Here is a 13,051-nt window from a genome sequence, read left to right on the forward strand (position 1 = left end):
GTTGTGAAGGCCGTTCGGCAAAACGGAATCCGCAGGTCCGGCTATTCGCTGGACCGGACGAAACCGGCCGTGGCGCGGCACAAGCGTAGAACCAGCGACCAACCTATCCGTACCGGAGCAACCCACCTGATGTCCACCGACACCACCACCGTCCCGACTGCAGCCGCCACCAAGCCGCAGGTCGCAGTGAACGACGTCGGGACGGAGGAGGACTTCCTCGCCGCCGTCGACCAGACCATCAAGTACTTCAACGATGGGGACATTGTTGAGGGCACCATCGTCAAGGTCGACCGTGACGAGGTGCTGCTTGACATCGGCTACAAGACCGAGGGCGTCATCCCGTCCCGGGAACTGTCGATCAAGCACGACGTCGACCCCGCCGAGGTCGTCACCGTTGGTGACTTCGTCGAGGCGCTTGTTCTCCAGAAGGAGGACAAGGAAGGCCGACTGATCCTCTCCAAGAAGCGCGCCCAGTACGAGCGTGCCTGGGGCACCATCGAGGAGCTCAAGGAGAAGGACGAGCCCGTCAAGGGCACCGTCATCGAGGTCGTCAAGGGCGGCCTCATCCTCGACATCGGACTGCGCGGCTTCCTGCCCGCCTCCCTGGTCGAGATGCGCCGTGTCCGCGACCTGCAGCCCTACGTCGGCCGCGAGCTCGAAGCCAAGATCATCGAGCTGGACAAGAACCGCAACAACGTGGTCCTGTCCCGTCGCGCCTGGCTGGAGCAGACCCAGTCCGAGGTCCGCAGCGAGTTCCTCAACCAGCTGCAGAAGGGCCAGGTCCGCAAGGGCGTCGTGTCCTCCATCGTCAACTTCGGTGCGTTCGTCGACCTCGGTGGAGTCGACGGTCTGGTGCACGTCTCCGAGCTGTCCTGGAAGCACATCGACCACCCGTCCGAGGTTGTCGAGGTCGGCCAGGAAGTCACCGTCGAGGTCCTCGACGTCGACATGGACCGCGAGCGCGTCTCGCTGTCGCTGAAGGCCACCCAGGAAGACCCGTGGCGTCAGTTCGCCCGCACCCACGCGATCGGCCAGATCGTGCCGGGCAAGGTCACCAAGCTGGTGCCGTTCGGTGCGTTCGTCCGCGTCGACGAGGGCATCGAGGGCCTGGTCCACATCTCCGAGCTGGCCGAGCGCCACGTGGAGATCCCGGAGCAGGTCGTCCAGGTCGGCGACGAGGTGATGATCAAGGTCATCGACATCGACCTCGAGCGTCGCCGGATCTCCCTGTCGCTGAAGCAGGCCAACGAAGGCTTCAGCCCCGACTCGGAGTTCGACCCGACCCAGTACGGCATGGCTGCCGAGTACGACAACGAAGGCAACTACATCTACCCCGAGGGCTTCGATCCGGAGACCCAGGAGTGGCAGGAAGGCTTCGAGTCGGCTCGCGAGGAGTGGGAGCGCCAGTACGCCGAGGCGCACACCCGCTACGAGAAGCACATCGCGCAGATCGCCAAGGCTCGCCAGGCCGACGCCGAGGCCGCGGCTGCCGCGGCCGCCGGTGGCGGCGAGGAGGAGCAGCCGGCTCCGACCGGTGGCGGCAACTACTCGTCGGCTTCGAACGACGAGCAGCAGGACAGCGGCTCGCTCGCGAGCGACGCTCAGCTGGCCGCCCTCCGCGAGAAGCTCTCCGGTGGTGCGTGAGCACTGACGCCTGAAGGCTGAAGTCCGAAACGGCCCCGCATCCCTGGTGGATGCGGGGCCGCTTCGCGTCGTGGGCGGTGGTCCGAACCGTCCATGATCAACCTCCGTTGCGCTCGGTCAATTCGGGGCAAACTGCCCCCTCACAGACGGGTGATCAGCTGGCAGGATGTAGCGCATGTTGCGGGTGGGTTTGACCGGAGGCATTGGATCGGGCAAATCGACGGTGGCGCGGCGGCTCGCTGAGCTCGGCGCGGTGGTGATCGACGCCGACGCGCTCTCGCGCGAGGTCGTCGAACCCGGTAGCGCGGGGCTGGCGGAGCTCGTCGAGCGGTTCGGTGACGCGATCCTGGACGAGTCCGGCGCGCTGGACCGGCCGGCGCTGGCCGCCCTGGCGTTCGCCGACGACCAGTCCCGGCTCGACCTCAACGCGATCGTGCACCCCAAGGTCGCCGAGCTGACCGCGAAGCGGATGGCCGAAGCGCCCGCCGATTCGGTGCTGGTGCACGACATCCCGCTGCTCGTGGAGGCGGGATACTCTCCGCATTATCACCTGGTGATCGTCGTCGATGCCGACGAGGACGTCCGGGTGCAGCGGCTGATCGAACGCGGGCTCGCCGAGCAGGACGCACGCGCGCGCATCGCCGCGCAGGCCACCGACGAGCAGCGCCGCGAGGCCGCCGACGTGTGGCTGGACAACGCGGGCGCGGTCGAGGACCTGCTGACGAGCGTCGACGAGCTGTGGCGGAACCGCCTGGTGCCCTTCGAGGAGAACTTGCGGCTCCGGCAGCGCGCCGAGCCCATGCCACCGAAGCTCGTCGACCGGGACCCGGAGTGGGCGGTCCAGGCTCGACGGCTGATCGCCCGCGTGGAGCGAGCGGCGGGGCAGCGCGCGGTGCGCGTCGACCACGTCGGCTCCACCTCGGTGCCGATCACCGCCAAGGACGTCATCGACCTGCAGCTGACCGTCCGCACCCTCGCCGACGCCGACGCCCTGGCGGAACCGCTGGGTGATGCGGGCTTCCCGGTCGTGCCCGGCATCGACCACGACAACTCCCATGACTTCGCCCCCGAACCGGAGCAGTGGTCCAAGCGCTTCCACGCCGCAGCCGACCCCTGCCGCCACGTGAACCTGCACGTCCGGGTCGAGGGCACCACGGCCTGGCGGGTGGCCCTGCTGTTCCCCGACTGGCTCCGAGCGGATCCCCAGGCCCGCGAGGACTACCTCGCCACGAAGCGTCGGCTCGCCGAGGCCCACGCCGGCGACCGCGACCACGAGAGCTACGCCGAGGCCAAGGAACCCTGGTTCGCCGCGAACCTCCCCAGGGCCATGACCTGGGCCAACGCCACCCACTGGACCCCCTGACACCTGCGCCCCCACCACGGTTTTCCCGATTTCAGTGGAAACCAGGACTCCGATTTCAATGGAAGTCGGGAACCTGATTTCCATTGAAATCGCGAGACCCCAGCCCGAGCCGGGGGCGCGGTGCGGGGAGAGGTCAGCGGGAGCGGAGGATTCGGGCGAGTTCGGGGTGGCCTTCGCGGTCGGCGTGGTCGAGGGCGGTGACGCCGTCGCGGTCGGGGATGGTGGGATCAGCTCCGGCGTCGAGGAGGAGCTGCACGACCTGCTGGTAGCGGAGGCCACCGTCGCCCAGGACGACGGCCTCCAGCAGCGCGGTCCAGCCGAGATCGTTGACGTGGTTGACGTCGATGCCGGTCCGCACTGCCGCGCGGACGTCGTCGACGTGCCCGCGCTCGCCCGCGGGGATGAGGGCGGTCCCGCCGTAGCGGTTGGTGAGCGAGAAGTCGGGGTCCGCGGGCAGCAGCGCCTCGAGCATCTTGACGCTCCCGGTCACACCGGTGACCAGGAACGCGCTGTCGCGGCGGTCGTCCTGGGCGTCCGGGTCGGCTCCGGCGCGCACCAGCTCGCGGGCGGCGTCGACGTGATCGCCGAGCGCGGCCAGCAGCAGCGGGGTGCGCCGGTGCTCGTCGCGGGCCTCGACGTTCGCCCCGGCCGCCAGGGCGGCGCGCACCTCGCCCGGATCACCGGAACTCGCGGCCTGCAGGAGTTGTCGGTCGGACACGGTTCGCTCCTGGGGAGGGGGAGCAGCCGCCGGCGCCGGGGGAGCCGACGGCGGCTCGGCGGGTGCGCAGGAAACCAGCGCGAGGGCTGCGAACATCCCGAGCGCGAGACGTCGGGTCAGCATCGGATCGTCCTTCCACTCGGGATGGCCGGCCCCCGGGGTCAGCGCAGGTCGGCTTGGACGGCCTGCAAACCGGCCTTGGCGAACTCCTCGTCGAGGTCGCCGCTCGGGGCTCCCGCGACGCCGATGCCGGCGATCGGGGAACCGGCGCTCACCGGGACCCCTCCCGCGAGGAACAGCGTGCCGGGGATGTCGCGCAGCGTGGCGCCCTGGCCTCCCGCCTGCTCGCTCAGCTCCGAGGTGGGCTTGCCCCAGGCGACGGCGGTGTAGGCCTTGCGCTTGGCCGACTCGACGCTCTGCGGGCCCGCGCCGTCACCGGTCAGCTGCACCCGCTCGTTGCCCGCGCGATCCACGATCGACACCGTCACGCGCTGGCCCTTGGCCTCGGCGGCGTCCAGCGCGGCCTGCGCGGCCTTGGTGGCGGCGTCGACGCTGAGCACCGGCTGCTGGACGACGGCGGCCGGGCGGGGCTGCGGCGCCTGCTGCGGCGTCGGGTCGGCCTGGGCGACGGTAATGCCGGTCGCTCCGCCGAGGATGCCGATGCCCACCAGGGTTCCGACGATGGCGCGGGTGTTGGTCTTCACGGGACTTCTCCTTGGGGGTTGGTGCCTTCCGGGTTGTGCTTCCAGCTTCGGTTCCGGCGGAGCTCGGGGCGTCGGCCCAACGGATCGACCCCGGGCATCGCGCGGTGGAGCCCGAATCAACCGATCTGTTGATGCCGCCGGAGGGGTTCGCGACGTATGCCTGGTGCACGTGTCAGCCTTCGGAGCGACGCCAGGAAGGGACCCCGTGACCGACGAGACCGAGCCGCCCGGCGGGTGGCTGTACCGCGCGATGCACGCGGGCTTCTTCGTGCTGCTGGCCGCGTCGGCGTCGCGCTTCGTCGACGTGCACGGTCTGGCCGGTGTCACGCCGCTGGTGCTGGGCCTGTCGGTGGTGCTGATCGTGATCTACGTGCTCGGCATCGCCTTCTGGGAGAGGACCGCGCACCTGCCGCAGGTGTGGGTGGGCGCGGTCGTGGCCGCGTGGTGCGCTCTGGTGCTGGTGGCGCCGAGCTTCGGCTGGTGCGCGGTACCGCTGTTCTTCGTCTGCCTCAGGGTGCTGCGGCCGAAACCGCTGATCGTCGCGGTGGTGCTGCTGACCGCGACGGTGATCTTCGCGCAGCTGCGGATCGCGGAGCAGGTCGAGCTCATCTCGGTGCTGGTGCCGATCGCGGTGGCGACGATGGCCACCGCGGTGTTCCTGGAGCTGCGGCGGGAGAGCGAACGCCGCAGGCAGCTCATCGACCAGCTGGTGCGCACGCGCGGCGAGCTGGCCGAGGCCGAGCGCCGGGCCGGCATCAGCTCCGAGCGTGAACGGCTGGCCCGCGAGATCCACGACACCATCGCCCAGGGCCTGTCGAGCATCCGGATGCTGCTGCAGGCGGCCGAGCGCGCCGGCAACGGCGACGAGCACGTCCGGCGGGCGGGCGAGGTCGCCGAGGACAACCTGGAGGAGGCCCGCCGGTTCGTGCGCGGACTGGCCCCGGCGGCGCTGGAGCGGCGGTCGTTGCAGGCGGCGTTGCGCGCGCTGGCCGATCGCACGGTCGCCGAGACCGGCATCGACGTGCGCTTCGAGGTGGTCGGTGCTCCGCTGTCCACGAGCGAGGACGACGACGCGGTGCTGCTGCGGGTCGCGCAGGGCGCGCTGGCCAACGTCCGCGAGCACAGCGGTGCCCGCACGGTCGGCGTGACGCTGTCCTACCTCGACGACGAGGTCAGCCTCGACGTCCGCGACGACGGCGTCGGCTTCGACCAGGCGAACCCGCCGAGCGGCGCGGGACGCGGTTTCGGGCTGAACGGCATGCGCGCGCGGGTCGAGCGGCTCGGCGGCGCGCTGGCGGTGGAGAGCGTTCGGGGAGAGGGCACCGCGGTGGCGGCGACCCTGCCGGTGGGAGGTGGCTCGTGACGGAGGTCGTGCGCGTGATGGTGGTCGACGACCACGCGGTGGTGCGGGCGGGGCTGCAGGCCCTGCTGTCCGGTGATGAGGGCGTGGAGTTCGTCGGCGAGGCGCGCACCGCCGAGGAGGCCGTGCAGCGGGCGGGCGCCTACCGGCCTGACGTGGTGCTGATGGACCTGCAGCTCGGCGACGGCGTCGACGGCGTGGAGGCCACCCGCAGGCTGCTGGCCCTGGACGATCCGCCGCACGTCCTCGTGCTGACCACCTACGACGCGGATACCGACATCAACCGCGCCATCGACGCCGGCGCCACCGGCTACCTGCTCAAGGCCGGCCCTCCCGAGGAGCTCTTCCAGGCGATCCGCGCCGCGGCTCGCGGTCAGGCGGCGCTGTCCCCGCAGATCGCCTCCCGCCTGCTGCAGCGCAGCCGATCGCCCGAGCAGGCGCTGAGCGCGCGAGAGGTCGAGATCCTGGAACTGCTGGCGCACGGCCTCGGCAACCGGGAGCTGGCTCAGAAGCTGTTCATCAGCGAGGCCACCGTCAAGACCCACCTCGTGCACATCTACGCCAAGCTCGGCGTCGACAACCGCACGGCCGCGGTCAACGCCGCCATCGAACAACGCCTCATCCGCCTCGAAGGCCGACCCCCGCAGCGCTGACCCTCACGCCCTCACCTGCGCTGATGTGCTCACCAGGGCGGGTGGTCCCCGATTTCAGTGGAAATCAGACCTCCGATTTCCACTGAAATCGGGACCCTGAGTTCCATGGAAATCGGTCACCAGGGGTCGAAGATGCCCCGGTAGGTGAGCCACTGGTTGATCGACCGGTGGAGGCTGATCTCGTCGAGCGTGCGGTGGACCGTCTGGAACGCGTAGTCGGCCTCGCTCTGGCGGATGGCGCCGGTGGCCACCGCGGAGGCGAACTCCGCCGCCCTGGTGATGCGGGGTCGGCCCCGGTCCGAGATCTCCAGGCCCAGCAGGAGGTCCGTGGTAGCCCAGGAGCGGGTGTCGCGGTGGGTGGTGATCGCGGTGAGCGTGCTCGGGCTCGGTCGGGAGTGCCGGTTGCGCGGGCGGAACTTCGTCAGGCGCAGGCCCAGGTCGGCCAAGATCCAGGTGATCTCGACGTCGTGCTCCGGTGCCTGCGGAGTCGGGCACTCCACGGCAAGCCCCCAGCGCTCGACGTGGCAGACCTCCAGCTGGTGCACGTACCCCGAAGGATATCTGCGCCGCGAACTGAAGAGATCGATGACTTCCATCAACCCGGGGGAAATCGCAGCGCTCACGGTTTCAGAGAGTAGCCGCGAACACCGGCAACTAGATCATCAGTACCGGCTTTTAACATAACTTTTCCGCAATGGTCGGCCGGCGGCCGGAAATGCGCCGGAACCAGCGGTGATGATCACTCCGTTGGCGGTAGCGAACGCGGTCCGGGTACGGGATCTTGGGCGGGTTCGCCCGTCCACGACAGCTCGATGTCGTTGGTGCGCAACCACTTCGGCAGGTCGTAGCCGCAGCGGGTGATCCCCTCCAGCGCCGCGCAGGCCCGCCGCATCGCGCGTTCGGCCGTCTCCGGTTCGAGAAGTCCGGATTGAACCGCGAGCACGAATTCATCCACGTCGAGCAGTTCCACGTCCCGGTCCTGGCGCACTTCCAGATCCAGGTAGTGGTCGACGGTCCGCCATTGGGTCTCACTCGATTCGATGTCGACCAGATCGAGGTAGAAGTCGAGGTCCCGCTCGTGGCCGGGCCGCCAGTACCAGCGCGTGACCCGCAACCCGAGCGCGGGCAGCAGCCACGACTCCAGCGCGGCGATCTTCGGCTGCCCCGGCAGCGGCCGGGCGAGGTAGAGCCCGAAGGGCTCGCGGCGGAAGCGGCTCACGGTGCGCACGTGGCCCTTGGGGTCGGTGTTGGTGCCCGCCGCGAGGTCGAAGACCTCGGTCTTCGGCGGATGCACGGGCAGTCCCAGACGCTCGGCGATCTCCCGCTGAGTGGTCACACCGACACTCTAAGCGACCGCATGAGGCGGGCGCGACGTCCGAAGCACGCCGCGCCCGCTATCTCTTCTCCACTGTTCGCAGGTCACCTCCCATCGGTCGGGGATGGTGACGCATTCCATTGTCCGCCCTCATCGGCCGGAAGGCACCCCGTGACGCAACATGATGTCGGTGGTGCCTCGTACGCTGGGGAACGTGGCTTTTGCGACTGAGCGCCCCGATGACTCCGTGCTGGCGCACTCCGAGTTCCGCCCGGTTGGTGACATCCCCCGGACCGACGCCCGGTTCCGCATGGTCAGCGACTACGAACCGGCCGGTGACCAGCCGCAGGCCATCGAGGACTTGGAGCGGCGGATCAACTCCGGCGAGAAGGACGTGGTGCTGCTCGGCGCCACCGGCACCGGCAAGTCGGCCACCACCGCGTGGCTGGTCGAGCGGGTGCAGCGGCCCACGCTGGTGCTGGAGCCCAACAAGACGCTGGCTGCCCAGATGGCCAACGAGCTGCGCGGGTTCTTCCCGGACAACGCCGTGGAGTACTTCGTCAGCTACTACGACTACTACCAGCCCGAGGCCTACGTCCCGCAGACCGACACCTACATCGAGAAGGACTCCTCGATCAACGAGGACGTCGAGCGGCTGCGCCACTCCGCCACCTCGAACCTGCTCTCCCGCCGGGACTGCGTGGTGGTCTCCTCGGTCTCCTGCATCTACGGCCTGGGCACGCCGCAGTCCTACCTCGACCGCGCGATCCCGCTGGCGGTCGGCGGCGAGATCGATCGCGACGTGTTCCTGCGCGCGCTGGTGGACGTGCAGTACAGCCGCAACGACATCGCCTTCGCCCGCGGCACGTTCCGGGTCCGCGGCGACACCGTCGAGATCATCCCCGCCTACGAGGAGCTGGCGGTGCGGGTGGAGTTCTTCGGCGACGAGATCGACCGGCTCTACTACCTGCACCCGCTCACCGGTGAGATCGTTCGCGAGGTGCAGGAGCTGCGGATCTTCCCGGCCACCCACTACGTCGCCGGTCCGGAGCGGATGGACAAGGCGATCCGGGCCATCGAGGGCGAGCTCGAAGACCAGCTGGGCCGCTTGGAGAAGCAGAACAAGCTGCTGGAGGCCCAGCGGCTGCGGATGCGCACCCAGTACGACATCGAGATGATGCGCCAGGTCGGGTTCTGCTCGGGCATCGAGAACTACTCGCGGCACATCGACGGCCGCGAGGCCGGTTCGGCTCCGGCGACGCTGATCGACTACTTCCCGGACGACTTCCTGCTGATCGTCGACGAGTCGCACGTGACCGTCCCGCAGATCGGCGGCATGTACGAGGGCGACGCCTCCCGGAAGCGGACGCTGGTCGAGCACGGCTTCCGGCTGCCCAGCGCGCTGGACAACCGGCCGCTGACCTTCGAGGAGTTCTCCGACCGCATCGGCCAGACCGTCTACCTGTCGGCCACGCCCGGCCCGTACGAGATGGCGCAGGCCGGCGGCGAGTTCGTCGAGCAGGTCATCCGCCCGACCGGGCTGATCGACCCCGAGGTCGTCGTCAAGCCGACCGAGGGCCAGATCGACGACCTGGTGCACGAGATCCGCGAGCGCGCCGACCGCGACGAGCGGGTGCTGGTGACCACGCTGACCAAGAAGATGGCCGAGGACCTCACCGACTACCTGCTGGAGCTGGGCATCCGGGTGCGCTACCTGCACTCGGAGGTCGACACCCTGCGCCGGGTGGAGCTGCTGCGGCAGCTGCGGCTCGGCGAGTACGACGTGCTGATCGGCATCAACCTGCTGCGCGAGGGCCTGGACCTGCCGGAGGTCTCGCTGGTGTCGATCCTGGACGCCGACAAGGAAGGCTTCCTGCGCTCCGGGACGTCGCTGGTGCAGACCATCGGGCGTGCCGCGCGCAACGTGTCCGGCCAGGTGCACATGTACGCCGACAGGATCACCGACTCGATGCAGCACGCCATCGACGAGACCAACCGTCGCCGCGCCAAGCAGATCGCCTACAACGAAGAGCGCGGCATCGATCCGCAGCCGTTGCGCAAGAAGATCGCCGACATCCTCGACCGCGTCTACAGCGAGGCCGAGGACACCGAGGAGTCGGTGTCGGTGGGCGGTTCGGGCCGCAACACCTCGCGCGGCAAGAAGCCCTCGGGCGAGGCGGTGGCCAGCGCAGGCCTGCTGGAGGACCGCGACATCTCCGCGATGCCGCGAGCCGAGATGGCGGACCTGGTGCAGCAGCTCAACGACCAGATGATGAACGCCGCGCGGGAGTTGCAGTTCGAGCTGGCGGCCAGGTTGCGTGACGAGATCGCCGACCTGAAGAAGGAGATCCGCGGGATGGACGCCGCAGGCATCGAATGAGCTGCGATCGCGGGAGGTGATCAAGGTCTCGCCTTCCGCGATCGAGCGGGTTCACCCCCGGGACGCGCGTTTCGCACCTACTGCCGAGTTCTGGTCGTGACCTCGGACAATTCCCGTTCTCGTCCACAGAGGACTCCGTTTTCGGAAATCCGCTCTCCGGTCGAGCCGATTTCCTCACGGAGTTCTAAGGCTCTCGCGACCAGCGATGATTACGGTCCGTTGTTCAGCTCACCGTAAAGGGGGTACCCCGCATTGGTGAGCTACGGTAATTTCCCACTCCTGCTGTGCTCGCGTGGACAGTGTCGGCTTGTGAGGAAACGGAGTTTTCGCCATGGATTTCGACCGATCGCCAAGACCTCGTTCCCTCCGGGGTCCGTCGGCGATCCGGACCGAGATCGAGCCTGCGCCACGTGAACGCGGCAGGACTGGGCAACCCCGACATCCCCAATGTTGAAGACGTGCCACCTCCTTCTCTCCGGTAGATCAACACCGTGGTTGCGCCCCGGGCATCCCCACTGCCCGGGCCGGTGTCAGCGCGCGTCTGAAGGTGGGGTCGCCTTCTCACCTCAGCGGAACGAATGAGACGACGAACGCGGTAATCCACCCGCGCCGAATTCCGGTGCGCGCCCGTTCGTCCTATCAAACGTGGCCGAATCCGCCCCCATTTCGCGACCACCCCCTCGCGAGAGCCTTTCCCAGGAAGGACCAAACGGAATGGAGTCGACCGAAAGCGGTTCCTCGAACCCCGGCGCGGCGTCGGAGATGCTCGATTTCCTGCGCAGATACAGCAGAGAGCAACTCGACTCCCGGCGAATGGACGAGCGTCGGGGCTTCCAGCTCTCCCTGATCCCGGACCTCGCCAACGCTGGCCTGCTCGGCCTGCAGATCCCCAAGCGCTACCAGGGTTGGGAACTCTCGCATTCCGACACCGTCAAGGTCATGCGGCAGGCCGGTGCGATCGACTGCAACCTGGTCACCCTGCTCGCCGTGCACAACACGCTCGGCGTGCCACCGATCCAGCACTTCGCCAGGGAGGACGTCCGCTCGGCCGTGCTGCCCGAGCTCGCGCAGGGGCGCAGGCTCGTGACGAGCGCGGTCAGCGAGCAGAGCATGGGCTCGCACGTGCGGGCGATCGCCAGCACGGCCACCAAGCAGCCCGACGGCTCCTACGTCCTCAACGGCGACAAGCAGTGGATCTCGCTGGGCGCCGACGCCAACTTCATCAACATCTTCGCGCGCCTGACCGATGAGCACGGCCAGGACGCCGGGATCACCGGATTCCTCGTCGACGCCTCCTCGCCCGGTTTCGTGCGCGGCCCCGAGGTGGTCACCCTCGGCCTCAAGGCCGTGCCGCAGAACAGCCTCAGCCTGGACAACCTGCGCGTCCCGGCCGAGAGCCTGCTCAGCGAGGAGGGCTCGGGCCTCCTGGTCGCCAAGACCGCGTTCACGCAGGGCAGGCTCGTGCTGGCCACCGGCGCCCTCGGTGCCGCGATGCGGGCGCTGGAACTGGCCCAGCGCTTCGCCCGGCGACGCGAGGTCGCGACCGGCAACCTCGCCGAGAACGGCCGGATCCAGCAGATCATCGCCGAATCGGTGGCCGCGGTCCAGGCCGTGGAGACCCTGGTCGAGCACATCGCGGACCTGCTCGACTCGGGCCGCGAGGTCCCCGAGGCCTTCTACTTCACGGCGAAGATCCTGGGCTGCGAGCTGATGTGGCAGGTGGTCGACCGCTGCCTGCAGCTGCTCGGTGCGCGCGGGTTCGTCGACACCAACGTCGTCGGCCAGTTCTACCGCGACTACCGGCTGTTCCGGATCTTCGAGGGCACCACCGAGGCCATCACGGTCTACCTCGGGTCGACGATCCTCAAGCACCCGCAGCAGTTCTTCTCGATCTTCGACGACTTCGACGTCGATTCGAAGCTCGCCGATCACGTGTCCCGGATCGACAAGCTGACCACCACCACGACCACCGGTGGGCAGCAGCGGCACATCCTGGCCAGCCAGATCGGTGAACTGGCCTGCTGGGCGATCATGTCGGTGCTCACCGCCGACGGGCGCAACCGCTCCTCGATGTACTCCCACACGGCGTCCTGGAGCGAGCAGCAGCTCGTCGACAAGCTGCGGGTCGCCGAGGACAGCAGGCCGTTCGTGGAACTGCCGACGGTGGACGAGCTCGCGCGCCACATCGGTGAGTTCGAGCTGTCCATCGGCAACGTCGAGCAGCGCAGGCCCGGCATCCAGCACGACCTGGACCTGCTCCTGCGCCGGGGCTGAGGACCGCGAGAAGCATCGAGGGGGCGGGACCGCCGTGTCGGTCCCGCCGCCTCGTCGCAGGTGGTGTTCAGCCCGCCTGGAGATCCCGCTCGCGGCGGTGGATCAGGTCGACGCCTTCGCCGGCCAGCGCCTTGATGGTGTTGAGGCCGTCGCGGCCCCACGGGCGCACCTCGCTGTCGATGACGCAGACCGTGCCCAGCGCCATGCCGGTGCGGTCGATCAGCGGAGCACCCAGGTAGGAGCGGACGTTCATCTTGTCCACGACGTCGTTGCCCGCGAAACGCGGGTAGTCGCAGACGTCCTCGAGGACCAGCGCCATCCGGCGGGCGATGACGTGCGGGCAGTATCCCGTCTCCATCGGGGCCGAACGCGGGTCGGCGTCGGAGTTCGGGTCTTCCATGCCCGCCACCTTGGTGAACAGGCCACCCAGGTACTGGTGGGTGTCGGTGATGAAGTTGACCATGGCGTTGGGCACGCCGAGGGTCTGGGCGACGCGCTGCGCGAACGCGTCGAACTCGGGATCTCCGGTTTCGCCCAGGCCGAGCTGGCGCAGCCGTGCCGCACGCTCGTGCGCGTGTGAGTCGACGGGGCTGAGGTGCCGGTGTCCGGCAGCATCGAAGGTCGTCACGAGTAACTCCGA

Annotated in this window: 11 protein-coding genes; 6 read left to right on the forward strand and 5 right to left on the reverse strand. The window is 68.9% G+C overall.

The features are described from left to right. The first annotated feature begins 129 nt into the window (after positions 1 to 129). Positions 130 to 1,644: a 30S ribosomal protein S1 gene (gene rpsA / locus AB0J78_RS24685; RefSeq protein ID WP_363792864.1), complete on the forward strand. Its 1,515-nt coding sequence runs from the start codon at positions 130 to 132 to the stop codon at positions 1,642 to 1,644. A 175-nt stretch (positions 1,645 to 1,819) separates the two neighbouring features. After that, positions 1,820 to 3,007: a dephospho-CoA kinase gene (coaE, locus tag AB0J78_RS24690; protein ID WP_363792866.1), complete on the forward strand. Its 1,188-nt coding sequence runs from the start codon at positions 1,820 to 1,822 to the stop codon at positions 3,005 to 3,007. A 133-nt stretch (positions 3,008 to 3,140) separates the two neighbouring features. On the opposite strand, the gene AB0J78_RS24695 is transcribed toward coaE, so the two are convergent. Then, on the reverse strand, positions 3,141 to 3,848 hold the full coding sequence (locus AB0J78_RS24695) for an ankyrin repeat domain-containing protein (RefSeq protein ID WP_363792867.1): 708 nt from the start codon (positions 3,846 to 3,848) through the stop codon (positions 3,141 to 3,143). A gap of 38 nt (positions 3,849 to 3,886) precedes the next feature. Next, the gene (locus AB0J78_RS24700; RefSeq protein ID WP_363792869.1) at positions 3,887 to 4,429 is read right to left on the reverse strand and encodes a heme-binding protein; all 543 of its coding nucleotides are present in this window, start codon (positions 4,427 to 4,429) and stop codon (positions 3,887 to 3,889) included. 205 nt (positions 4,430 to 4,634) lie between these two features. Between AB0J78_RS24700 and AB0J78_RS24705 the strand changes: the two genes are divergently transcribed. Together AB0J78_RS24705 and AB0J78_RS24710 are read left to right on the forward strand one after the other, a co-directional pair. Then, the gene (locus AB0J78_RS24705; protein ID WP_363792871.1) at positions 4,635 to 5,792 is read left to right on the forward strand and encodes a sensor histidine kinase; all 1,158 of its coding nucleotides are present in this window, start codon (positions 4,635 to 4,637) and stop codon (positions 5,790 to 5,792) included. A gap of 17 nt (positions 5,793 to 5,809) precedes the next feature. Then, positions 5,810 to 6,442 carry a response regulator transcription factor gene (locus AB0J78_RS24710; RefSeq protein WP_363793218.1) on the forward strand — a complete coding sequence of 211 codons (633 nt, stop codon included), beginning with the start codon at positions 5,810 to 5,812 and terminating at the stop codon, positions 6,440 to 6,442. A 116-nt stretch (positions 6,443 to 6,558) separates the two neighbouring features. Here AB0J78_RS24710 and AB0J78_RS24715 read toward each other — a convergent pair whose 3' ends face one another. Continuing rightward, on the reverse strand, positions 6,559 to 7,065 hold the full coding sequence (locus tag AB0J78_RS24715) for a hypothetical protein (RefSeq protein WP_363792873.1): 507 nt from the start codon (positions 7,063 to 7,065) through the stop codon (positions 6,559 to 6,561). Between the two features lie 116 nt (positions 7,066 to 7,181). Then, positions 7,182 to 7,778 carry a DUF402 domain-containing protein gene (locus tag AB0J78_RS24720; protein ID WP_363792875.1) on the reverse strand — a complete coding sequence of 199 codons (597 nt, stop codon included), beginning with the start codon at positions 7,776 to 7,778 and terminating at the stop codon, positions 7,182 to 7,184. Between the two features lie 193 nt (positions 7,779 to 7,971). Here AB0J78_RS24720 and uvrB point away from each other — a divergent pair, with 193 nt between their 5' ends. Beyond that, the gene (uvrB, locus tag AB0J78_RS24725) at positions 7,972 to 10,137 is read left to right on the forward strand and encodes an excinuclease ABC subunit UvrB (protein WP_363792877.1); all 2,166 of its coding nucleotides are present in this window, start codon (positions 7,972 to 7,974) and stop codon (positions 10,135 to 10,137) included. 714 nt (positions 10,138 to 10,851) lie between these two features. Then, the gene (locus AB0J78_RS24730; protein ID WP_363792879.1) at positions 10,852 to 12,411 is read left to right on the forward strand and encodes an acyl-CoA dehydrogenase family protein; all 1,560 of its coding nucleotides are present in this window, start codon (positions 10,852 to 10,854) and stop codon (positions 12,409 to 12,411) included. A 67-nt stretch (positions 12,412 to 12,478) separates the two neighbouring features. Here AB0J78_RS24730 and AB0J78_RS24735 read toward each other — a convergent pair whose 3' ends face one another. Then, positions 12,479 to 13,039, reverse strand: a complete 561-nt coding sequence (locus AB0J78_RS24735; RefSeq protein ID WP_363792881.1) for a GAF domain-containing protein — start codon at positions 13,037 to 13,039, stop codon at positions 12,479 to 12,481. Positions 13,040 to 13,051 lie beyond the last annotated feature (12 nt).

Origin of the sequence: Saccharopolyspora sp. NPDC049426, assembly GCF_040676935.1 — a bacterium.
Lineage (GTDB): Bacteria > Actinomycetota > Actinomycetes > Mycobacteriales > Pseudonocardiaceae > Saccharopolyspora.

What these genes read in the sequence shown, in the direction of transcription:
- rpsA (WP_363792864.1), top strand. Translation starts at nt 130, where the DNA reads ATGTCCACCGACACCACCACCGTCCCGACTGCAGCCGCCACCAAGCCG.
- coaE (WP_363792866.1), top strand. Translation starts at nt 1,820, where the DNA reads ATGTTGCGGGTGGGTTTGACCGGAGGCATTGGATCGGGCAAATCGACG.
- AB0J78_RS24695 (WP_363792867.1), bottom strand. Translation starts at nt 3,848, where the DNA reads ATGCTGACCCGACGTCTCGCGCTCGGGATGTTCGCAGCCCTCGCGCTG.
- AB0J78_RS24710 (WP_363793218.1), top strand. Translation starts at nt 5,810, where the DNA reads ATGGTGGTCGACGACCACGCGGTGGTGCGGGCGGGGCTGCAGGCCCTG.
- AB0J78_RS24730 (WP_363792879.1), top strand. Translation starts at nt 10,852, where the DNA reads ATGGAGTCGACCGAAAGCGGTTCCTCGAACCCCGGCGCGGCGTCGGAG.